General features: G+C 44.9%; 15 protein-coding genes and 1 tRNA gene. 10 read left to right on the top strand and 6 right to left on the bottom strand.

Features of this window, described 5'->3' with window-relative positions; genetic code table 11:
• The first annotated feature begins 3 nt into the window (after nucleotides 1–3).
• The 3 genes from GTQ38_RS00080 (at nucleotide 4) to GTQ38_RS00070 (ending at nucleotide 4,292) form a co-directional block, all read left to right on the top strand.
• Nucleotides 4–513 carry a lipocalin family protein gene (locus GTQ38_RS00080; RefSeq protein ID WP_161433196.1) on the top strand — a complete coding sequence of 170 codons (510 nt, stop codon included), beginning with the start codon at nucleotides 4–6 and terminating at the stop codon, nucleotides 511–513.
• Between the two features lie 107 nt (nucleotides 514–620).
• A complete protein-coding gene (locus tag GTQ38_RS00075; RefSeq protein ID WP_161433195.1) occupies nucleotides 621–1,763 on the top strand; it encodes a DUF4249 domain-containing protein in 1,143 nt (380 codons plus the stop codon).
• Between the two features lie 120 nt (nucleotides 1,764–1,883).
• Nucleotides 1,884–4,292, top strand: a complete 2,409-nt coding sequence (locus GTQ38_RS00070) for a TonB-dependent receptor (protein WP_161433194.1) — start codon at nucleotides 1,884–1,886, stop codon at nucleotides 4,290–4,292.
• A gap of 25 nt (nucleotides 4,293–4,317) precedes the next feature.
• On the opposite strand, the gene GTQ38_RS00065 is transcribed toward GTQ38_RS00070, so the two are convergent.
• A complete protein-coding gene (locus tag GTQ38_RS00065; RefSeq protein ID WP_161433193.1) occupies nucleotides 4,318–4,668 on the bottom strand; it encodes a T9SS type A sorting domain-containing protein in 351 nt (116 codons plus the stop codon).
• Nucleotides 4,669–4,915: 247 nt separating this feature from the next.
• On the opposite strand from GTQ38_RS00065, the gene GTQ38_RS00060 reads away from it, so the two are divergent.
• Entirely contained in the window at nucleotides 4,916–6,403 is a 1,488-nt protein-coding gene (locus GTQ38_RS00060) for a KAP family P-loop NTPase fold protein (RefSeq protein WP_161433192.1), read from the top strand.
• Here GTQ38_RS00060 and polA read toward each other — a convergent pair.
• Nucleotides 6,400–9,234: a DNA polymerase I gene (polA, locus tag GTQ38_RS00055; protein WP_161433191.1), complete on the bottom strand. Its 2,835-nt coding sequence runs from the start codon at nucleotides 9,232–9,234 to the stop codon at nucleotides 6,400–6,402. The genes GTQ38_RS00060 and polA overlap by 4 nt on opposite strands.
• Nucleotides 9,235–9,291: 57 nt before the next feature.
• Nucleotides 9,292–10,287, bottom strand: coding sequence for an isoaspartyl peptidase/L-asparaginase family protein (locus GTQ38_RS00050; RefSeq protein ID WP_161433190.1), 996 nt, complete (start codon nucleotides 10,285–10,287; stop codon nucleotides 9,292–9,294).
• Nucleotides 10,288–10,329: 42 nt separating this feature from the next.
• On the opposite strand from GTQ38_RS00050, the gene GTQ38_RS00045 reads away from it, so the two are divergent.
• From GTQ38_RS00045 to GTQ38_RS00030, 4 genes are all read left to right on the top strand, one after another.
• Nucleotides 10,330–11,052, top strand: a complete 723-nt coding sequence (locus GTQ38_RS00045) for a copper homeostasis protein CutC (protein WP_161433189.1) — start codon at nucleotides 10,330–10,332, stop codon at nucleotides 11,050–11,052.
• A 56-nt stretch (nucleotides 11,053–11,108) separates the two neighbouring features.
• Nucleotides 11,109–12,341, top strand: a complete 1,233-nt coding sequence (locus tag GTQ38_RS00040) for a metallophosphoesterase (RefSeq protein WP_161433188.1) — start codon at nucleotides 11,109–11,111, stop codon at nucleotides 12,339–12,341.
• 186 nt (nucleotides 12,342–12,527) lie between these two features.
• Nucleotides 12,528–12,923: a hypothetical protein gene (locus GTQ38_RS00035; RefSeq protein ID WP_161433187.1), complete on the top strand. Its 396-nt coding sequence runs from the start codon at nucleotides 12,528–12,530 to the stop codon at nucleotides 12,921–12,923.
• A gap of 191 nt (nucleotides 12,924–13,114) precedes the next feature.
• On the top strand, nucleotides 13,115–13,411 hold the full coding sequence (locus GTQ38_RS00030; RefSeq protein ID WP_161433186.1) for a thioredoxin family protein: 297 nt from the start codon (nucleotides 13,115–13,117) through the stop codon (nucleotides 13,409–13,411).
• A gap of 13 nt (nucleotides 13,412–13,424) precedes the next feature.
• Here GTQ38_RS00030 and GTQ38_RS00025 read toward each other — a convergent pair whose 3' ends face one another.
• Entirely contained in the window at nucleotides 13,425–16,778 is a 3,354-nt protein-coding gene (locus tag GTQ38_RS00025; RefSeq protein WP_161433185.1) for a glycosyltransferase family 117 protein, read from the bottom strand.
• 172 nt (nucleotides 16,779–16,950) lie between these two features.
• Between GTQ38_RS00025 and GTQ38_RS00020 the strand changes: the two genes are divergently transcribed.
• Nucleotides 16,951–17,022 (top strand) — tRNA-Gln (locus GTQ38_RS00020).
• A 131-nt stretch (nucleotides 17,023–17,153) separates the two neighbouring features.
• On the opposite strand, the gene GTQ38_RS00015 is transcribed toward GTQ38_RS00020, so the two are convergent.
• Nucleotides 17,154–18,323 carry a glycosyltransferase family 2 protein gene (locus tag GTQ38_RS00015; RefSeq protein WP_317169018.1) on the bottom strand — a complete coding sequence of 390 codons (1,170 nt, stop codon included), beginning with the start codon at nucleotides 18,321–18,323 and terminating at the stop codon, nucleotides 17,154–17,156.
• A gap of 38 nt (nucleotides 18,324–18,361) precedes the next feature.
• Nucleotides 18,362–20,509, bottom strand: coding sequence for an STT3 domain-containing protein (locus tag GTQ38_RS00010; protein ID WP_161433184.1), 2,148 nt, complete (start codon nucleotides 20,507–20,509; stop codon nucleotides 18,362–18,364).
• A 783-nt stretch (nucleotides 20,510–21,292) separates the two neighbouring features.
• On the opposite strand from GTQ38_RS00010, the gene GTQ38_RS00005 reads away from it, so the two are divergent.
• On the top strand, nucleotides 21,293–24,389 hold a 3,097-nt coding region (locus GTQ38_RS00005; protein ID WP_161433183.1), incomplete at its 3' end, for a BspA family leucine-rich repeat surface protein.

The raw sequence follows: 24,389 nt of genomic DNA, 5'->3' as shown, positions 1-24,389 counted from the left end.
CTCATGAAACGATATGTATTAGGACTATTCACAGCCCTGGCCCTTTTATTCTCCTGTTCTTCGGACGATAACGGGGGAGGAAATGAAACACCAACAGACGAAAAACTTGTTGGGACCTGGGATTTCACCCGGGTAGAGATAGACGACGCTTTCAGTAATGACGATCTGGATTTTGCCAAAGAGATCGTAGACGCTCTTGTTGCAGACGGATGCATCTTGCTCACACTTGTTTTTAGTGCCGATGGTACTTTGGAAATACAGGAAAGGGATTATGAAGATATTGAGATAGCTGTCAATTCCGGTGGAACTGGATTGGATATTGGATGCCCGACCACACAGTTTACCGAAACGGCTAGCTGGCGTCTTAGCGGAGACAGGCTTACCGTTACCTTTTCAGATGATACCGAGGAGGTAGTAACCATAAGTATCAGCGGAGACGAATTAACGGCAGACGCCGAGTTCGTAGACGAAGACAATCTGCAGAACGCGGACGCTATTTTTACCAAGCGATAAGCCATAAAATACCACTTAAAAGCCCCTTCCAAAAAAGGGGCTTTTTTTATTTATCTACCTCTGAGCTTAGGGATAAAGAATGTATCTTTAGAAGGAAACAACCTCCTATGAAAAGACGCCTTCGAATAAGCTTCAATCTTTTTGTCGCAGCCGCTCTTGGACTGTTGTTTTCCGGATGCATAGACCCGGTGGAACCCGAGTTTGCATTTAGAGAAGGCCTGGTCTATATAGACGCTTTGATAGCAAGCTCACCCGGGGCTTCCTATGTCAATATATCCGAATCCGCTGAGGTTTTTGGCTTAAACGATGTTGTAAATGTAAATGGGGCAAGGGTTTCTTTTGTAAACGTTCAAACGTCAGAGGAGGTATTGCTAAATGAAGATGAGGATGGCTACATCCCTCCAATGGAATTCGCGGCTTCGACCGGGGAATCCTGGCGACTAAGTGTGGTGTTTCCCGATGGGCGGGAATATGAATCCCTTCCGGAAACGGTATTGTCTTCTGTACCTATTGATGGACTCCGGGCCGACTATGATCCCGAATTGGTTTTCAGTGAGGAGTTCAACCGTATTGTTCCCGGTCATAGGATCTCTGTGGGCTTTGACGATCCGGCCGGCCAGGAAAACTATTATTTCTGGCGATACCGCACATTTGAGGATCTTATCTATTGTGCCATTTGCTTTGACGGTATTTTGAGGGATGGAGGCTGCACAACAAATACACCGGAGCAAAGTGCCATAAGAGAGGCATATTATTCCTACGGTTGTATCGGACCGTGCTGGAGAATACGATATGCGGATAACATTGCTATTTTTTCTGATCAATTCAGTGACGGCAATGCGGTTTCTTCCCTCCCCATAGCCGATATTTTACTCTACAACAATGAGAACATCGTTATTGAGGTACAACAGTTCGCCATATCTCCCTCGGCTTATGAGTATTTAAGGGCCCTGAAGGATCTGATTGATAACAATTCCGGCTTAAATGCCCCGCTTCCCGCTGTCCTGGTAGGCAACCTGTTTAACCCTGAAGACCCTGATGAATTCGTGTTGGGCAGATTTACGGCGGCATCTGCTGCTACCGAACAATTGTTCATTGAACGCATATTTATTCAGGAACCGCAGTTGGAGGAAAGGATCATCGGCTTATTTGAAGATGACAGGGTTATGGATCCCCCAACCGTAACCAATACGCCCTGTGAAGAGAGTAGGTTCAGAACCGCTGTCAGACCTGCTGCATGGGAAGATTGAGCACTGGTATTAGCTATGGATTTTTAGCAAAGCACAATAGCTAAGGCCGGTGAGACACGAATTAGAACTACCGTTCTCCCGAAGGATGGATAGACAACAAAAGCGCGAATAAAAATTGAAATGAAAAGAATATTTGCTATCGTCCTTTGGGTAAGCTTCACTCATATGCTGACTGCCCAAACCCGGGAATATACCATGTCCTTTGAAATTTTTATAGGAGAGTCCGGCATCCCCTTGGATAATGCCCAAATAGCCATAACCCCTTGCAATTGTGGAGGCGTTACCAACCGCTTTGGACGTTTCTCCATTGTTTTACCGCAAGATACCTATGATGTAAGTATAAGCTTTATTGGATACACCCAGGTGCGCCAAACAGTGGAGCTCAACAACAATGTCTTGATCCGAACGGAATTATACGAGGCCCAGGAACAATTATCCGAGGTGATCGTTAGGGCTAAAAAGGTGCTGGAAAATGTGGAGACTCCGCAAATGGGAGTACTGCAACTAACTTCCAGGGAATTGCAGAAGATCCCTGCCGCTATTGGTGAATACGATGTATTAAGGGGAATGACCCTGCTCGCTGGCGTAAATAATGCCGGTGAGATCAGTAACGGACTGTCCGTACGTGGAGGTTCCCTGGATCAGAACCTCATTTTATACGATTATGCTCCGGTTTTTAACCCTACACATCTTTTTGGGTTGTTCTCCGTGTTTACTCCCGATGTACTCTCCACTATAGATCTTTATCGGGCTAATATACCTGCCAGGTATGGAGGCAGGTCCACTTCCGTTCTGGATGTTAAGGTTAAGAATCCTTTTGTAGATAAAACCACGGTCTCCGGAGGAATTGGTTTGGTTTCCAGTAGGCTGGCCATTGAGACCCCATTAGTGGAAGACAAGCTTTTTCTGAATGTCGGAGGAAGGATAGGATTTACTGATTTTCTGCTCCCCCTGGTTTCGGATCGCCTGGAAAATACCAAAGCGCGATTCTCCGACGCCACAATGAAACTGCTATTCCTGCCTACGGATAAAGACCAGATATCCCTGACTGGATTTTACAGTAAGGATTTTTATCAACTGGATCTTATCAGTAGAATTCAGGATATTAATTCAAGTAGTAACCAGTACGACTTTTTTGCCCTGAACGGCACTCTCAACTGGACACATTCTTTTGATGAGGATACTAATCTCCGCTCGTTTTTTGTGGGAAGTCTCTATACCCCGAAGACTATTTTTCCGGAACAGGACAACCCCAATGAGATCGTTTACGAATCCAATATCAGGTACCTAAGTTTTTTTTCGGAGTTCTCTAAAAAGGTAAAGGAAGATATGGATTATTATCTGGGGCTTCAGGCCACCCAATATCAGATCAAACCGGGAGAGCTTGATCCGGGAACCGGGAATAGTATTAATCCGGTAACCCTGGATACGGAAACCAGTTATGAATTTGCCGCGTTTTCTAACCTCAATTGGAAGCCTGCTAAAGATCTTACCGTTTCAGGTGGGCTCCGGTTCAACCACTACGTATTTGTCGGGCCATATACCCAGGCCACCTTTGATGAAAACAGTGGCGCCTTGCTGAGTACTAAAGAATTTGAAAAAGGCGCTGGAGTTAAAACCTACAATGGCCTGGAACCCAGGGTGGGATTGAACTATAAACTTGGGGAGCGGACGGCTGTAAAGGCCAGTTATGCAAGGCTCAATCAATACCTGCAAAATATCTATAACACTACAACACCTTTGCCAACTTCCAGGTGGAAAACCGCGGATCCCAATATAGAACCTCAAACAAGCGATACTTACGGTTTGGGGCTTTATCAGAATTTGGGAGATGGTAGTATCGAGCTTAGTGTGGAGGGGTACTACAGGGATTCTAAGAACGTATTGACCTATAAGCCCGGGGCGGATTTCTTTCTGGAAGAATTTATAGAAAGAGACGTGGTCCAGGGAATTGGCGAAGCATATGGAGTGGAATTCAGCTTCAAAAAACCCGAAGGAAGGTTCAATGGATGGATAAACTATACCTGGGCAAGGAGCTTTATTCGTTCCCAAAACGAAAAACTGGCGGATCGGGTAAACAATAATGAGTGGTTCCCCTCAGATTTCGACCGCCCCCATGTCTTTAACAGCACTATAAATTTTGAGGCGGATAAATACAACACCTGGAGCTTTAACTTTACTGCTCAGACCGGAAGGCCTTATACCGTGGCAAACAGTGTATTTGAACTTGAGGAAATTGACGTGCCCATTTTCATCGAACGCAATAATGCGCGTTTGCGACCTTATCACCGGCTGGATTTCTCCTGGAAGATCAAATACAGTAAAAGGCCTAACAGGAAGTGGAAGGGAGATTGGACCTTTACGATCTACAACCTGTATTCGCGCCGAAATCCCTTTAATTTGTACTATACCCAGCGAACGGGTGCCGTGGATGGCGATGTTTTTGGGCAAAGCCCCCTGGGAAGTTACGAATTGGCGGTATTGAACAGCCCTTTGTTCGCGGTTACCTATAATTTTGTGTTTGACTAGCCAGGGCTAAGATCTACTGCTCTGTCTATTTCTTATAGAACTTTGCGCTTACCTCTTGTTCTTTTGAAACGATGCTAATAATATAGAGGCCTTCTGTCAGGGTTGGGATAGGAATATTCAGTGCATTGTTCCGTATCTCCCATTGATGGCTTTGCACTCTGTTTCCATAAAGGTCCGATATGAATATCTGTGCACTCCGGCTGTTGGCCAGTCCTAAGACGTTGATCACATTGGTGGCCGGGTTAGGAAAAACTTTGACCTTCTTCTTTTCAGGCCGTATTTCAGTGGTAGAAGGTACCGAAGCTTCCTGTGCGGAAGCCGTTGCCAGAAAGAACCAGCTAAATACCGAAAGCAGTAGTATGTACCTTTTCGTCATGAGTCAGTCGGTTTGGGGCCAGTGTAAACTGCTAACGGGATAAGGTCTGCTTTCGTATAATTTTAGGAATAATTTAGGAATCACATAGGGAATCCAAAACAGCAAGTTAGTCCAAATTTAGTAAGATTTCAGTTCAAAATGGTCCGTTGATAAAACCAGAAATACCTATCTTCAAAATGTTCTTTTTCTGTTCACTTCAATATAATCTACCGTCTTTTCTTACATTTACTTGAAAGAATTTTGTTAAATGGCGTTATTGAACAATTTGCCTATTGAGAAGTTAACTTCTGAAACCGACTATTTGGGAATAATTGAGAAAGCGGATTTGATTAGGGAGGTACTTCTTGATAATAAAGAGCAATTCTCTGAGCTTAAAATGTTTGCGCTTTATGGGGAGTGGGGAAGTGGAAAAAGTACATTAATGAAGTATTTGCAAAATAAATTAAAAGAAAACTTCAATACATTTTTTTTTGACACATGGGAGTATGAAACAGATAGAAACTTGCCATACTCTCTATTAGAGTTTATAACTTCCAGATCAGAAAGTGCTATGGATGCACTGGGTAATGAACTTGTCGGAATCGGCGAAAAACTTTTAAAAGGGTTTGGGAAATCTATCAAAATATCTTTTCCTGGACTAACTATAAATGGAAAATATCTCATTGAAACTCTAGAATCAGAAAAAGATCAAACATTTTTTCAATTAAAAAAGGGTTTTAGCACTGAATTTCAGCGATTTGAAGACAAGTTACAAGCAAATAATGGTTTGCTATACAACATCGTATTTATCGATGATTTAGATCGATGTGAACCCGAAAATGTTCTTAACCTCCTATCAGCCTTGAAATTGTTTTTTACCTACGGAAAAAGAACAATTTTCTTTTGTGGAATTGATAAAAAGGCTGTTCAAGAAGCGGTTAAGACAAAGTATGGGGATATAATAAAGGCGAATGAATATTTGGAGAAAATTTTCGATCTATCTTTTACGATGCCAGAACATGAGAACGTACAAAAGCTAATAAATGTTTATTTTGATGCACGAACAATCAACATAGGAAGCTTTGAAGGTAGGCTAAATGAGAAAATCAAGGAGTTCTTTGGCATACTAAGATTTACAAATCCCCGTCGACTGAAAAAAGTGCTAAACAAGTATCATTTACTGTGTACATTCAAACACATCGATGAAAATCAAGAATACAATATAATTCCCAATATATTTATTAAAGGCTCCAGTGAGGGCAATTTTTTGGAAACGATTCTTACTCTTTACTTCTTAATAATAAATGAGTTTCACAAAGATAAGTTGGATGCATTTTACAACTTGGAGTTAAAAAAAATAAATTTCGGTAATGCTGTAGAAGCTGAAGCAAGGATCCGGAAGACTCAAAACACTCTTTCGGAAATTAACGCTGTACAAAGTTTTTTACCTCAGGGGCGTTTTAATATAGGACTTAAGGGTATTTCCAATGTCGTTTTGGAAAATCAACAGAATAGGCAAGAAAAAACCAGAACATTCATGAAGATATTTTCACCACATAACCCAGACTATTTAAAAAACGCAGCTTTTGCTAATTCACTCAATTTCAAGAAACATTACTTAATTGGAAAAAAAGAAATCGACTATTTTTTGGCTGAATACCTTATCAGCCATGTTGACAACATAGTTTTAGGAGACAATACCATTTCAGATTATTTGATCTCTGATTTTGGCAAAATGCTAAAAACATACCTTTAATGTGCTTCCAGCCAATTAGTTCCCAGGCCCAGGTCTACATCCAGGGGTACTGAGAGTTCGTAAGCGTTTTCCATTTCAGTCTTAACGAGCTCTTTGATGGCTTCCAATTCGGGCTTGTACACGTCAAACACCAATTCATCGTGTACCTGTAGCAGCATTTTGGTTTTGTAGTTGCCTTCTTCCAGCCTTTTATGGATGTTGATCATCGCTATCTTGATGATATCCGCTGCGCTTCCCTGTATAGGCGCGTTCACCGCGTTCCTTTCCGCAGCCCCGCGAACCACCTGGTTCCCGGCATTGATGTCTTTTAAGTAACGTCTTCGTCCAAGAATGGTCTGTACATAGCCGTTATCCCGGGCAAAGTCTATTTGCTCGCTGATGTAGTTCCGCAATTTGGGATAAGTTTTGTAATAGGTCTCTATGAGTTCTTTGGCCTCTGTTCGGGAGAGATCCGTTTGGTTACTTAAGCCGAAGGCAGACACCCCGTAGATGATCCCGAAGTTTACCGTTTTCGCGTTACCGCGTTGCTCCCTGGTCACCTCACCGATCGGGACATTGAAGACCTTAGAAGCCGTGGAAGCGTGAATGTCTTCCCCATTTTTGAAGGCGTCTATCATAGTAGACTCCTGGCTCAGGGCCGCGATGATCCTCAATTCTATTTGTGAATAATCCGCCGCCAGAAGCACGTAATTTTCGTCTCTGGGTACAAAGGCTTTCCTTACCTGTCTTCCCCTTTCAGTACGGATGGGGATATTCTGCAAATTAGGGTTGTTGCTGCTCAACCTTCCGGTAGCGGCTACGGTTTGCATATAGTCTGTATGCACGCGTTCCGTAGTTTGGTCTACCTGCTCTGGCAGCGCGTCCACATAGGTGCTTTTGAGCTTTGTGAGTCCCCTGAAATCCAACACATCCTGGATAATCTTATGATCCTTCGCCAGATAGGACAAGACGTCCTCTGCCGTGGAATACTGGCCTGTTCTGGTCTTTTTGGGTTTATCTACCAGTTTGAGTTTGTCAAATAGTATCTCCCCCAGCTGTTTTGGGGAGGCTATGTTGAAGGTTTCTCCGGCTGCCTCGTAGATCTGCTTTTCCAGGCTTTTAATATCGTTGTCCAGTTCCTCTGAAAGTGATTTTAAGAAGGACTTATCCAGGCTTATACCCTCCAGTTCCATGTCTGCCAAAACCCTGAGCAATGGAACTTCTATATCGTGAAACAGATCTTCTGTCTTGGCCTCGGCCAGTTCGGGTGCAAAGTGCTGCGCTAACTGCAAAGTGATGTCCGCATCTTCAACAGCATACTCGGTTTGCCTTTCCAGCGGCACTTCCCGCATGCTCAGTTGGTTTTTGCCCTTTTTACCTATGAGTTCGGTAATGGAGATGGGCGTATAGTTCAGGTAGGTCTCTGAGAGCACATCCATATTGTGACGCATATCCGGATTGATAAGATAATGCGCCAGCATGGTGTCAAATAGTTTCCCTTTGACTACAATATCGTATTTGTGCAATACCTTAATGTCGTATTTGAGGTTTTGGCCGATCTTTTCAATGTTTTCCGCTTCAAAAAACGGCCGCAGTTCTTCTATAAGCCGTTGTGCTTCATCCCGGTCCTCCGGAAATGGAACATAAAACCCTTTACCTGCCTCCCATGAAAACGCAATACCCACTAATTCTGCCTGTAGTGGATTTATAGAAGTGGTTTCGGTATCGAAACAAACTGATTGTTGTTGCATCAGTTTCTCCAGGAATAGTCGCATTCCCAGGCCCGGGGATACGCTTTGATACATATGAGTGGTCTCAGCCGCTGTATTCCGGCTGGAAACCTCTTTGATCGTAGCAGCCGCCTCACCATCATTCCCAAATAGGGAGAACTGCCCACTTCCCGCGGGCTTAGAAGCCTTTGGTGCTTTTTCCTGTGTGGTTTCATTTTTAGGAGCTTCCGGGGTTTCCCCGGAGAAGATCTTTATGAACTGCTCCCGCAACCTTCGGAATTCGAGCTCCTCAAAGATTTCCTGAACCTTATCGCCATCAGGCATAGACAATTCGTAATCCTTTTCATCAAAACTCACATCACAATCCACACAAATGGTAGCCAGTTTTTTCGACAGGCGGCCGAGTTCGGCATTTTCCTCTACCTTTTCCTTCATCTTGCCCTTTAGCTTGTCGGTATTGTCTAACAGGCCCTCAAGGGAACCGAATTCCTGTATAAATTTCTTGGCAGTTTTATCTCCCACGCCGGGTAATCCGGGAATATTATCACTGGCGTCCCCCATCATACCCAGATAATCGATCACCTGCTCGGGACGTTCAACCCCGAATCTTTTTTGTACCTCTTCAATTCCCCAGATCTCTATGCCATTGCCCAGTCTGGCTGGCCGGTACATAAAAATATTATCGGACACCAGTTGCCCGAAATCCTTGTCCGGGGTTACCATAAATACCTTGTAATCCTGCTTTTCCGCCTGTTTGGCAAGGGTGCCAATAATATCATCAGCTTCCCAGCCTTCCAGTTCCACTACCGGAATGTGCATGGCCTTAAGTATCTCCTGAATATAGGGGACAGCGATACGAATAGCGTCCGGGGTCTCATCCCTGTTCGCTTTATACTCGGCAAATAACTCGGTTCGCTCTACACTACCTCCCTTGTCAAAGCACACGGCCAGATGGTCTGGCTGCTCCCTTTTAATAACATCAAAAAGAGAGTTCATAAATCCCATGATGGCTGAGGTGTCCATACCTTTGGAATTGATCCTGGGGTTTTTGATCAGGGCGTAATATCCCCGGAAAATCAATGCGTATGCGTCTAAGAGAAAGAGTCTTTTTTGGTCTGCCATGGCTGTGATAATAGTAGAATCTCAAAGCTAAGAAGATTCTTCGCTTTAATGAAAAGTTTAACCCTTAATATGGCTCTCCGACGCTGTGTTGGTATGCCCTTCTTCGGAGAACTCCCTGTAACTGAACCCAGGATGGATGCAATAACCTCCAGTCTCCCCGGCTTTGTTCATGGCGATAAAACCGATTTGGAAATCCGGCCTGTCGCTGTTCCTGGCAAGAATTCGCTTAACACCTTCTTCGCAGGCCTCCTGGGGCGATTTACCCTGCCGCATCAGTTCAACGATCAAAAAGCTGCCAACAGTACGGACCACTTCTTCGCCTACTCCTGTGGCGGTGGCCCCGCCCACTTCATTATCCACAAAAAGTCCGGCTCCTATAATGGGCGAATCGCCTACACGCCCTCCAATCTTATAAGCCATACCACTGGTAGTACAGGCTCCGGCAATATCTCCATTCTTATCCAGTGCCAGCATGCCTATGGTATCGTGATTTTCAATATTGATTATCGGTTGATATTTAGAGGTCTTTTTCCATTCCAGCCACTCTTTTTTGGATGCTTCAGTAAGCAGATCTTCCTTTTTAAATCCGTTTTCATAAGCGAACTGCTCGGCCCCTTTCCCGGCCAGCATCACATGCGGGGTTTCTTCCATGACCTTTCTTGCTACGGACACGGCATGAGTGATGTTTTGCAGATAGACCACCGCTCCGCAATTGCTGTCCTTGTCCATGATACAGGCATCCAGTGTCACATTCCCGTCACGATCCGGCCTACCGCCTTTTCCGACGGATTGGTTGTTTACATCCGCTTCTTCCATCCTAACCCCCTGTTCAACCGCATCCAAAGAATTTCCGCCCTTTTCCAGGATTTCCCAGGCCTTGGCCGTAGCGTTAGGCACGTCCCAGGTCGCTATAACTCGTGGATATTTTTTGATGGACAAAGATCTTTGATCTTCCGCATCGGGGTTTAATCGCTCTGCGGCTGATGCTATGGAAGCAGAGAACAGACCTGCCGTGGCGGCACTGGAATTTTTGAGAAATTTTCTTCGTTTCATTGATCGCGGATGTTTAATTTTAGGAAGCTAAATATAAGCATTATGACGGTAGAAGTATGTGCGAATTCCCTGGAGTCCGCCATAAATGCTGAGACAGCCGGGGCAGACCGGATCGAGCTTTGTACCGAACTCGGAGTTGGAGGGCTTACACCTTCCTACGGATTGATAAAAGAGGCCAGAAAACGCCTGAATATTCCTATTCACGTTCTCATCAGACCCAGATCCGGAGATTTCACCTATTCCGCTGATGAGTTCGGGATCATGAAACAGGATATAGCAGTTTGTGGTGACTTAGGTGTTGACGGGATAGTTTGCGGGGTGCTTCATGCTGATGGTACTCTTGATGAAGAAAGAACAAAGGAACTCCTGGAATGCACTGGAGAATTGCGGTTTACATTTCATAGGGCCTTTGACTGGGCTAAGGACGCCCTAAACACTGCAATGCTGTTGGAGCAGATGGGGGCTGATCATATCCTTACATCAGGGCAGCAAACCTCCGCGGTTGCAGGGCTTCCCCTTTTAACCCAATTGCAAAAACAGCTTACCAGGTGCGCTCTTATTCCGGCAGGTGGGATTCGGCCGGAAAATGCTTATCAGTTCAAAGAAAAAGGATTTCAGAACCTGCATCTGTCTGCTGTTAGGTTCCGGCAAACCCTGGCTGATATGCCGGCCATTCCCATGAACTCCCCTTCCTTTTTGCAGGAAGGGCAAATCGGGATAAGTGATCCTCAGGTGATACAAAAAGTGCTTGAAATCGTTAAATAAAAACAAAGCCAGGACATTCCGGGCTTTATTAGAAATATATTTGTAAAAAAGCGACTATGCTACGTTGGATCATATTCATCATTATTTATATCATCATGGGGTTCTACACCCTTCAGGCCCTGAAAACGGCAACACGTTATCCCTGGGTGTACTATGCCACAACCCTGATCTCCCTGATCGTGCTGGGGAATTTCATCTACCAGTTTACCTGGGGGTCTGAGGCAGGTAGGGTGCTCAGCAGGCCTAAAAGTTATGCTTTCGGACTCTTACTGGCCATCATTACCTTTAAGATCATTACCATTATTTTCCTGTTCTCGGAAGATATATTCCGACTCTTTGCCGCCGGCTATCAGAAGTTTTTTGGTACTTCCAGGGAATTCAGTATACCCACAAGACGGAGGTTCCTCAGCATGGTGGCCCTTGGTATTGCAGCCTTGCCATTTAGCGCTTTGCTCTATGGTATGTACAAAGGGAAATACAATTTTAAGGTATTAAAGTACAACCTGGAGTTTGACGACCTGCCTGATACTTTTGATGGCTATCAGATCACCCAGATATCGGACATTCACAGCGGTAGTTTTGATGACAGGAAAAAGATCAGCTATGCCATTGACCTTATCAATGAACAACAGAGTGATATACTCTTCTTTACCGGTGATATGGTTAACAATAAGGCCGAAGAGATGCGGCCATGGGTAGAACTTTTTTCAAAACTACATGCAAAAGACGGGAAGTACTCTATTCTGGGGAACCATGATTACGGCGATTACATTGCTTGGGACAGTTCCGAGGCCAAGGCCAGTAACCTGGAAGACCTAAAGGTCATGCAGCGGGAAATGGGTTTTGATTTGTTGCTGAACGAGAGTAGATATATCCGTAAAGGCGAAGACCGGTTGGCCCTCATAGGTGTTGAAAACTGGGGTAAAGGAGGATTTAAAAAAGCCGGAGACCTCAAGAAAGCCAGCGCCGCGATTTCCGCTGATGATTTTAAGATACTCCTTAGTCACGATCCCTCACATTGGGAGGAACAGGTTATTCAGGACGCTTATCATTACCATCTAACCTTAAGCGGGCATACCCATGGAATGCAGTTCGGCATTGAGATCCCCGGACTGATCAAATGGAGCCCGGTAAAGTGGCGTTATAAGTACTGGGCAGGCATCTACGAGGAACTGGGTCAGTTCATTAATGTTAACAGAGGCTTTGGTTTTATCGGCTACCCGGGAAGAGTAGGTATATGGCCTGAGATTTCAGTAATTACCCTTAAGAAGAAGCATAACGCTGTTTAATAGGGCCTATTGAGTTTGGGGATTGATCATATCCTAAATCGGCGTTCGCCTTGAAACTTTTTCTGCAGACTGTTAAATAATTTTCATACAAAAATTATTCGATTAGTATTACACTAGTTAGAGAAACTATTTGTAAATTCTGGTCCATTTGGTCGTCTTTTAGATTTTGACCTTAATTCATCAGTTATGTATTTTCCAATAGCAATGGGATATATCGATCCCGACGGCAATATTCTTGAATCATCGCCCGGAATTGTTGTTAATATGGATTTAGATCCTGGCATATCCCCCTCCTTGGGATATAGAGTTAAATTTCCGGACGGTTTAGTAAAGGACAAGAATTATATTGTTGTTGTTACAGCAGAAACTCACGAAGAAGAGGGAGATTTTATGCCGACAACGATCGGAATCAGGCATCAGTCATCTAGTGGTTTTGAGGTAAATATATGGGCAGGGTTTAGGGAGTCCAGAACGGACAGGATAGACGCGGCAAAAAGTCATTGGCATTTCGTGGTTTACGATGTGAGAAAATATTGGAAGAAAAAATATTGGAGGAAGAAATTCTGGAAGAAGCTAAAATAACTTGTGAATAAGCAATCCCATCCTGATTTTAGATCCGGATTCAATTGAAAAGTTAGAAGAAAAGCGGCTTCCCTGTTCGTTGCAGCTGGTTTAACGTAACATTAACGTTACCCCCACTTTACAAAATTCCTGCCAAGAGTTGTTTATTAACAATTTTTCTTACTTTTGGGCTATAACCCAATGATTTACATATGTCGAAATTCGGTGAACTTATAGATTTGAATGTTCCTGTGCTGCTGGACTTTTACGCGGAGTGGAATGAACAGTCTACTTCCATGCATCCCGTACTTAGGGATGTGGCAGCAGCCCTTGGAGACAAAGGCAAAGTCATAAAGATCGATGTAGACAAAAACAAGGAACTTTCCCAGGCGCTGAGGATAAAGGGACTACCCACTCTTATGATCTACAAAAAGGGTGAAATGGTATGGCGCCAGAGCGGCGAGCAGGATGCCAATACGCTTATCGGAATTTTGAACGAATACCTCTGATTTCAGGTCTGACTTAATTAGCAGTACTGTCGGTATCCGACGTAATTGCTGTACTGTCTACTGCTGTACTGTCCGTTACCGGTACAGTATCCAGCATGTCAGGGTCGTCTGCTGATTCCGGAACTACTTCCTCTTCCAGTAGGTCGTCCTGATAGAAATGCCTGAAGAGGTCTATTTGCTGGTTGAACAATAGGGTTTCCTTTTCTGCCATCTCCCTGTCGTCATTGGTGATCAGGATGTCTATATTCCTTCTATAGGCCTCCATATCCCCTATGATATCCTCAATATTGTCGTATTGTTCATCCAGAGGGATGCCTGCATAATAATCCAGGCGTTCCCGATAGATCTTTTTTAGTTTGGCAAAAAGCTCCCTGGCTTTTTCTGTTTCTCCGACCTTGTAGTAGCCGTCAACAAAAGGTTCCACAAAGGTATAGAAGCCAAAATGCTCTACGGGCATATTGGTCATGGCCAGGTCTATAATATCTTTAGCCTTGTCTATTTTATTCTCATTGATCAGGGTCTCTGTGAGCCGGGCCAGGTTACCACGGAAAGAAAGTCCCTGGGTCCTGGTCTGAGGATCGTGATAGATATCGGAACTTCCAGAATTTCCCCAATCCCAATTCATCACAATATCGTACATCAGATCGCCATCTATTCGCCCCATTTCAAAAGCGCTGCGATTCTTGGTTTTGATAGGGACCAATTTGTAGGCAAGTCCGTCCAGTTGCAGATAATCCTTCATCCAGAGATACTCCGCATCATCAAAACTACCTCCTGAGAAATATATGGGTCTTTGCCAGTCGTTATTCGCGAGAATATCCAGCATCATAATGCGGTTCTTGGCCATGGCGCTGCGCGGTAGATCAATGTCGATATAGTCTACAATAAGCGCGGAATCCTTTTCCTTGACCAGGCCGCTTTCCAGGACGTTCTTTTTATTCACCGGAACGCGGATCTTATTCGTCGGGTAATAAACCAGGTCCAGGGTGCTCTCTGCATATTCGCTGAGGTCTGCTCCCTGTTTTTCAAGGATGTATTTAAACTTGGTCTGGGGCTTATCACTTCCCACCCAATTCATAAAATCTTTAATGCTCCAACGCTTTTCCGCGATCCCCGGTAATCCCTGATAGTATATCACATCCCTATTCCCGTAACGATATAGTTCATGTTCCAGCTGTGAGGGTATGGGTTCACTTTTATAGGCCTTTCGTTTCATCTGGTCTACATACCAGTCCGTGGCAAACAAGCTGGTACAGATAATACGCACATCCGTACGGTGTCCCTCGATCTCCTGGGCGTACCAGAGCGGAAAGGTGTCATTATCCCCAATAGTGAATATCATGGCTCCAGCGTCTGGTTGGCAGGAATCAAGGTAGGCCTTTGCACTTGCTTCAGCCGTGTATCTTCCAGAGCGGTCATGATCATCCCAATTCTGAAATGCCATCAGACTGGGAACGGCCAATAGACAAACCACAATTACCGCCGGTGCCAAGATCTTCGGAGCCACCCATTTTCTGAATTCTTCGAATAAACCATAAACTCCCAAACCTATCCAAAGCGCGAAAATATAAAAGGACCCTACAAGGGAATAGTCGCGTTCCCTGGGCTGAAAAATGTAGGGATTTGTGTAGAATTGAATGGCAATTCCTGTAAAAAGGAAGAACACAAAAAGTGCCCAGAACTGTTTGGGATCTTTGGAGATCTGGAATACCAGACCTATGATACCTAATAGCAACGGCAGGAAGAAATAAGTGTTCCTTCCCTTATTGTCAAGAACGTCACTGGGAAGATTGTCCTGGCTGCCAAGGCGCAGACTATCTATAAAGCCTATCCCACTCAGCCACTCTCCGTTCTTGTCGTATTTTCCCTGAACGTCGTTCGTTTTTCCGACAAAGTTCCACATAAAATAACGCCAGTACATATATCCAAACTGGAATTGCAGCATATACTTGATGTTTTGCCATAGGGACGGAGGGTGTACCTCCAGATACTGATTGAATTGTTTCATGAATTCAATGTACTGTCCTTCGTCTATCTCACCATTTTCATAACCGGCTCTCAACTGTGCCACCGCCTTCCTCAATTCTTCGTTGGACGTTCTGAGGCTGAAATCCAGGGGGCCAAAATAGGTCATATAATTCTCCGCATGCTGCTCACTCCACATTCTAGGTAGCAAACCACGGTGGTCTTTGTTTGGCCCTTGCATAGCTCCCTTGTACTTGTTTACGATGATATACTTGCCAAGGGCTTCGTCTTTTTCGTATTTGGGTTTATCGTCCTTATCGTCTCCTGCCGGAGCGAACAGGTTGGAGTAGTAGGTGCCGTAGAACGGACTGTCCACACCGGGGTATTGCTCCCTGTTGTAGTAGGCGAGAAGTGCCCTTGCATCCGCCGGATTGTTCTCATTCACGACCACATTGGCGTTGGCGCGTATGGGAAGCATAAGCCAGGAGGAGAATCCCAGAAACAGGAACATGGCACAAAGTACCAGGGTGTTCGCGGTTCTGTAATTGTTTTTTCTCGTATACCGAAGCGCGAAGTAAAATGCCGCCGCGAAGAGCAGCCCCATAATAATGGTCCCGGAGTTGAATGGCAGACCGATGCTGTTGATGAAGAACACTTCACTCCAGCCAAAAAGCTTTAAAACATAGGTCAGAGAGAACTTATAAACCAGCATTAATATGGCAACCACAATGACGTTCGCCAGCAGAAAGTTCTTAACTGTGGTGGTTTTATATTTTTTGAAATAGTACAGCAGGCCAATGGTTGGAATAGCCAAAAACCCCATAAACTGAATTCCAAAAGTAAGCCCAACTACAAAGGAGATAAGGACCAACCAGCGGTTACCCCGGGGGGTATCCAGTTCGTCCGTCCATTTGAGTCCGAGCCAAAGCAAAAGGGCCATGATCAGGCTGGCCATGGCGTATACTTCGGTTTCTACCGCATTGAACCAAAAACTATCGGAAAAGGTAAAGGCCAGGGTTCCTACAAGGGCGCTACCCAGTACTGCGATTGCTTTGCTGTTTGTGAATTCTTCACCTTTAGAAAGTAGCTTTCGTGTGAGGTTGGTAATTGTCCAGAACATAAAAAGCACCGTAAACGCACTGGAGACCCCGGAAACGTAATTGACCATTTTGGCCACCTGGTCCGGATCCATGGCGAACATGGCGAAAAAGGCGCCTATCATTTGCAACAAAGGTGCTCCCGGAGGGTGGGCTACCTGTAGTTTAGCCGAAGTGGTAATATATTCCCCCGCATCCCAGAAACTGCCGGTGGGTTCTACCGTGATCCCGTAAACGATTAGGGCTATAAAAAATACGACCCATCCCAGGATGGTGTCCCATTTTCCGAAGTTCTTTGAAAACATGCAATACTGAGTTTAGCAGATGGGGCGAATTTAGTAATTAAAATAGACATGAGGCCCAATAATTGTTAAACCTTTAACAGCCCAAAACCACGGCAAACTTTTACCGGAATGTCCTTAAAAATATTTGTTGGTACCAAAGTTTGTTTTAAATTTGCACGCTCTTATACGGTACTGGCCTATGGTGTAATTGGCAACACAGCTGATTTTGGTTCAGTCGTTCTAGGTTCGAGTCCTAGTAGGCCAACAGAGAAGTGAGTTAAGATCCCGATGTCTTTATGGATGTCGGGATTTTTCATTTATAGCAATACGGCTTGTTTTATTGAAATAGGTACCAAGGGTTTAACCGCGGCTGAAGCCATTGGCATAAACCGCATTTCATTTACTGCCTACTGAAATTAAGCTCAGGATAAAACTGTAAAAAATAATTTGGATCCCCAGAATGATCGGGACTGTGGAAAGCAGAATTTTTTTTACAAAGAAAGTGGGTTGCAATTCTGAAAAACCTGTATCCTCCCAGATCATAAAATTGAACACGAAAAGTACTATCCCAAGAAGCAAGACTATAAACCCTGTACATATGCCTTTTTCCAGGGTAAATATGCGATAGAAACTGTAAAGTCCATTACCCTGTGGCAATAAGCCGCTCGTTACCCTGTATGTTTTGACAAAGACGTGAAAGAATATAAACTGGATCCCAACAAGGAAAACGAAAGACAGCACGATCAATGTATGTATGTCAAAGCCAACATTACCGATTTTCAGAGGCCCAATAAAGATCAGTCCGCTGCCTATAAGCGATGTGGTTAACAATACTAAACCGGGAACCAGGAACAACCATTTCGGGGAAAACATCAATAAAAATCGCAAATGCCTCCATCCATCCCTGAAAGTCCGTAAATGTGGTGGACGCGACCTTCCGTCAGGGGACAGCGTTGTAGGTACTTCGGATATACTCATTTTCAGCAGGGAAGCCTTAACTACCATCTCAGATGCAAATTCCATACCGATGGTTTTAAGATTCATTTTTTCGTAAGACTTTCTGCTAAATGCACGTAATCCACAATGGAAATCCCCAATATTGACCTTAAAAAACAGTCTGCCGATATATGAAAGCACCGGATTGCCAACATATTTGTGTAGAAAAGGCATTGCGGCCTTTTTAATCCCACCCTTAAATCTATTTCCCATCACCAGATCATGGCCCTCTCTTAGTTTGTCAATAAATGGCATTAAATTGGAAAAATCATAACTGTCATCGGAATCACCCATTATCACATAAATTCCTTCAGCATGGTCTATGCCTTCCCTTAGCGCTGCACCATAGCCTTTTAAGGCTGCATGAACTACCTTGACTCCCAGTTTCTCCGCAACTTTTACGGAACCGTCAGTGCTGCCATTGTCAGCAATGATCACCTCTCCTGAAATGCTGTATTTTTTAAGGAACGCCTGAGCTTTTTTTATGCAAATTGCCAGAGTTTCCACCTCGTTGAGACATGGCATTACAATGGATACTTCCAAGGGTGATGGGTCAATCCTAGGGGGCATATCCCTAGTTTTAGAGACAGCCATCTTAGGTGTTATGGTTATCGCTTTCCTTTGACTTTCCATATTTGGTAGTGTGGTGTGTTCAGTGATACCGGCTCAAAATATCCATGGCCGTTTTCCTGCATGAACAGCCGCATCAAGGTGGTTCTGGCCACATCTCCCGAGATGATGGCTCCATAGCCAGTATTACTGTTCCAAATGAAGGTGTATGGTGATGAGGTAATCCGTTGGCTTCTGTTGCCGAGTTGTGTTTTTCTCAACTCCTGGCCATCCAGGGTCAGGATGTTCGGAAAGCTGAACTTACCTCCTGTTCTTGTGAGCGCCTGCCCCGTATTTAGATCTAGTTTAAATTCATTGTTAAAAATGGAATTCTGGTTTTTCTGAAGCCTGGCAAAAGACTGAAAGAATGCTTCTCCATTAAGGGCTCCGGTTTCCAAATCTACCGTACCCTGTTTGAACCACGTGGGCGACTGCAATATGATTTGATGAAGGAACAGGTAGATATCTTCGGTTTCTTCGGGGTATAGGAATGAAATCCATTCCTGCACAGTGGCTAATCCCTGAGCCTTTGGGAATTCCCCCTTTGCAAGACCTAAACTCAATATGGGGCTAACTTCTTCTACTTCCCTGGAAAGTATAGTCTTAAGAAAGCCAAAGGTCTTGGCCTCCGTTTTAAACAGGGCATACAGTTTCTCCATGCCTTGCCTGCCATGTTCACCGTAAAACCTCATAAAGTTGGCAGAGAGGGCAAAGTTGTCCGCGGCCAGCGGAAAATGAAGGTAGTAATTGATTTCTCCATGGAATTCCCCGTCGGCGTAGGTGTTTTTGTCTAAATAATAATGGATCTGGTGCCCGATACCCCAGTTGGTCCATATATTGGCATTTTCTGGTGTAAACCTTTGCAGGGGATCTAAAATAGCCTTGCTTTTTATAAAAGGTACTTCCTGAATCTTATGGGTAATCTTGTGATAGTTGCTAAAAATGCCCAGGCCCATTATGAAAATACAGGCCAGATACACAAACTTGACATGCTTTCGGGAGGTAACCCGAAACAGAAGTTCTACGAACGAGCCTATACCGAGTGCTAATATCGGTGTCGCAAAAATCAAAAATCGATTTCCCGCAAAGAATGGCAAGAGACCCAATACCATAGGAACAGCTAAGAACAGGGCTTTTCGCTTTTGTTTTACGAAGAAATGGATCAGTCCCGTTAAGATCATGAGAAACAGAAGGCTGTTGGAATAGGTGGTCTCCATGTACTGAGTTAAACCCACCGGTACCAGTTCCCCAATTACCTCTTGCAGGTGAAAGGAAGACTGATTGTTTCCAAGTACAAGATTCAGCATTGACAATACCTCGTCCTTCATCATATAAACAAAGCCGCTACCAATTAGAATTAGAAAACCGTAGACGTATACCTTGTTCTTTTCCGGATAATAAAATATGAATGAGACGAAAAGAGGAACAAGGAAAGAAAGAAAAACAATGCTGCTGGCGTTGTACCAAAAGGTGTAGAAAAGAAAGGTGTTTATTGCGGCAAATATCAAAAATCTTAAGCGCCGCTTGCCTTGAGCCTGGGCAAAACGCAGGAACAAATAACTGTTAAGCAGCACAAAGACCACATTCAGGCAATCGGTATCAAAAAAACCGATACGTGTTCTGGCGATGTCGGTAATTGAAATGACAGAAAAGAAAGCGGCCACCACTGCACCCGCCCTGCTGAAGTTTAGTTTTAAGGCCAGATCATAAACCAGCGGGACTATAAAGGCAGACAAAAAGATTGGCAGGAAGAGGGCCACTGTGGACAGGGGGAGCCCGGTTATTTTTTGCAGAGCCACTGCGATCAGGGATAATAAAGGAGGAATAACAGGCCTTTCCGCCCCATTGGGGATATTCCGTTTTTCATCCAGGGAGTCATAGGTGCCCTCACTGAGGTCTTTGGCATGCTGGAGATTGATGTAGGCATCAAGGCTCCCCATAACGTATTCACCCTGATATTGAAAAAGGGGCTTGTTCTTTTGCCAATCGATAAAATCCTCGTAGCGCAAAAAAATAGAAAGTACCACTATGGACACCAATGCCATAGCCGTGAGTACGGATTTTAGGCGAACTGTTTTCCTAAGATCCTTGGTTTTTGGAACTGGATGAACCTGGGTATTCGGTTTCAAATTACCTGATGTTTTCAAAGCAGCATGTTATAGCAGATACGGAGATTCGCATTGCGGTATCAGTCTCGGCCCTGAAGCAGCCTGCTGGCCAAGTCTCTTAAAACTCCATTCATGAGATTTTATGCGGTAAAAGAATATAAGGCAGCTCTTTGTTAAAAGGATAAAGTAATAATCGGTAGTTATTAGGGATAACTGTAGAACTTTCCTTTGTTGGAAAATACTAAGCCTGGCTACTAAATTTCGGGTTCTGAGATGATTATCTACAATAATGATTGGATAATTCAATAATCCTCAACAGCCTTCCCTTGGCTTTATACAGTAACGGTAGTTAATCCCATTTCCGGTTGCATCTTGCTGATAATTTGACAGAAACATCCCACGTATTACGAAATACTTACGCTTGTTACATTCGTGTGAAAGTGTTGGATACAAGGGGATACTTTTGCTTACAATAAGGTGTCATTTGCGTTGAAAGAGGAAAATTCCATGGAACCTGCCCGCTTATATGCCCTGTGACACTTTAATTCGATGAGACAAAGGGCCTGTCCAGTTTATTGAACTGGAAATAATTGGATCATATAAGGCCAGTTGTTTTGGAAAATTATAAAAATTTTGGGGGAGGTATTATGAGAAAATATAGGGTGTTTGAAAATCTTAATGCGCCTTTTTTCTCCTTGGACCCATCGGAGATATCCAATGCAAGTGCTATGCCTTGAAAAGGGATTTACTATAGGTCCCTTGCAGTGCGGCGATTTCAGTTGATCCAGGGTCAGTCACCTCAAACAAATACCTTGATATATCATGAGAGCGAAGCATCTTGGAGTCCCTAAGTGGCCAATAATTACCGTTGTAAGCTGTTTATTCATCACCACAGGCCTCTTTGCTCAAGGCGAGTTCATAACCACCTGGAACACCACTAATCCTGGTACATCCGACGCGAATTCTATTACCATTCCGGCCTCAGGGACCTATGATGTGGATCTGGGCAATGATGGCAGCTATGAACTGCTGAACCAGAGCGGGAGCATTACCATAGACGTTACTACCTATAATTATACTGCAGGAGAAATACAATTGGCAATTCGAAATGCCGTTTCCGGGTCAGGAGCACTGAGCAGGATATATTTCAATAATGCGGGTGATAGGCAGAAGTTACTTTCGGTGGATCAATGGGGAAGTAGTATTTCCTGGAGTACCATGGAAGGTGCATTCTGGGGTTGTACTAATCTGGAAGTCAAGGCCTCTGATGCTCCAGACCTGGGTAACCTGACCAGCTTATATACCATGTTTGCCGGTTGTACTGCGCTCACTGGGGAGACAGGCTTATCCACCTGGAATACAGCCGCTGTAACCAATATGGCATTTATGTTCTATCAGGCCAGCGCCTTTAACGGCGACATCAGTTCCTGGAATGTGGAAAGTGTGACCAATATGGGGTACCTATTTGCCGGTGCAACATCGTTTAACTCGGACATTGGTTCCTGGAATACAGTCAACGCAACGGATATGAGCCAGATGTTCTTCCAGGCAACTTCCTTTGACCGGGACATCGGTTCCTGGAATACCGGTAAGGTAACCACTATGTGGGCCATGTTTGCTCTGGCATCTGTCTTTGACCAGGACATCAGTTCCTGGAATACCAGTGGGGTGACCAATATGAGCTATATGTTCCGAAACGCCAGCCGCTTTAATCAGAATATTGGTTCCTGGGATACCGCTAATGTAACTGATATGGCCTTTATGTTCGGGAATGCAACCGCTTTTGATCAGGACATCAGTTCCTGGAACACTTCCAGCGTAACAGGTATGTCTTCTATGTTTTATGAGGCTGTGGCTTTTAACCAGGACATCGGTTCATGGGATACGGGCAACGTAACCGGAATGGCCTATATGTTTTTTGATGCGAATAGTTTTAACGGGAATATCGGTTCCTGGAACACAAGCAGTGTGACCTCTATGGATTCTATGTTCAGGAAAGCGAGAGCTTTTAACCAGGACATCAGTTCATGGGACGTTGGCAATGTGACCGATATGGGCTCTATGTTTCTGGCCGCGAATGACTTTAACGGTAACATCAGTGCCTGGAATACAAGTAATGTGACCGATATGGTTGAAATGTTTAGGGCCGCGGGAGCCTTTAATCAGAATATTGGTTCCTGGAACCTGAGCAAAATAACCGATATGGAAGGCATGTTCCGGGCCGCAAGGGCTTTTGACCAGGACATCAGTTCCTGGAATACAAGTGGTGTAATTAATACAACGGCTATGTTTTGGGACGCAAAAGCCTTTAATCAGGACCTTGGAGACTGGGACCTGGGGCAGTTGACCAATGGTAGCCTGATGTTCAATGGCAGTGGACTCTCCACGGCCAACTGGGATGCCACCCTTATCGGCTGGCATAACCAGAACTTTAGCAATAGCGCCACGATAGGCGCTTCCGGATTGACCTACTGTGAAGCCGCTACCGAACGTGCCGCACTGACGCTCAATATTACTGGCGACAGCCTGGAAGCAGACCCTCCTACAGCGGTATGTAGGGAAGCGACCTTGCAACTGGGTACTGGCGGTACGGCCACCCTGGATACGGCTCTTGTGGATGACGGCTCCAGCGATGCCTGTGGGGATGTCTCCCTGGAAGTATCAAAAAGTAGCTTTACCACCGACGACCTTGGGGCCAATACAGTAACCCTTACGGTAACCTCGGACAAAGACAGCAAAACAGACAGCTGTGATACTACGGTTACCGTGGTGGATTCCACAAGCCTTTTTGTGACCACCTGGAACACCAGCAACACCGGCACCTCCGATGGCAATTCCATCACTATTCCCGCCCTGGGGACCTACGATGTGGACCTGGGCAATGATGGCAGTTATGAGCTATTGGATCAAACAGGCTCCATTACTGTGGATGTGACCGCTTATGGCTATACGGCCGGTCAAATACAAGTGGCCCTTCGCAATGCCATCACGGTGAACGGGACCGGAACCCTGAATGGGATACAGTTTAACAATACGGGTGACAAGCTGAAGCTGCTTTCCATAGACCAATGGGGTAGCAGCATAGCCTGGAGTACCTTGTCAGGTGCATTCCATGGCTGTACCAACCTGGAAGGAAAGGCCAGTGATGTTCCGGACCTTAGTAATGTGACCGATATGTCCAACATGTTCAACGGCGCAAGCTCTTTTAACCAGGATCTGGGTAATTGGGATATCGGGCAGTTGACCAATGGCACCGGGATGCTCAATGGCAGTGGACTTTCGATGGAGAACTGGGACGACACCCTAATCGGTTGGCATAACCAGGGTTTTACCAATACGGTGACAATCGGCGCCTCTGGCCTGTACTATTGCAAAGCCGGTGCTGAACGAGCTGCAATGACCTTGAGTTTTAGCGGTGATAGCGCGGAAGATATCGCCCCTACAGCCAGTAACCCGACTTCGGTAAGCGTAAAGTGTTCCTCCGATGTCCCTGCAGTAGACCTTGCGGTAGTGACCGATGAGGCGGATAACTGTACCGCAAGCCCAACGGTCACCTTTGTAAGCGATGTAAGTGATGGCAATAGCAACCCGGAGGTGATCACCAGAACGTATAGGATTACCGATGAAGCGGGCAACAGCACCGATGTCACTCAGACCATCACCATAGAGGATGCCACGGCCCCTACGGCCAGCAATCCGACGGCCTTGAGTGTACAATGTTCCTCCGATGTCCCTGCAGCTGATATTGCGGTAGTGACCGATGAGGCGGATAACTGTACCGCAAGCCCAACAGTCACCTTTGTAAGCGATGTAAGTGATGGCAACAGCAACCCTGAGGTGATCACCAGGACCTATAGGATTACCGATGAAGCGGGCAACAGTACCGATGTCACCCAGACCATCACCATAGAGGATACCA

This window comes from Poritiphilus flavus, assembly GCF_009901585.1.
GTDB lineage: Bacteria > Bacteroidota > Bacteroidia > Flavobacteriales > Flavobacteriaceae > Poritiphilus > Poritiphilus flavus.
Note: the sequence above shows the minus strand (reverse complement) of the source record. Positions and strands in the feature narration are given on the sequence as shown.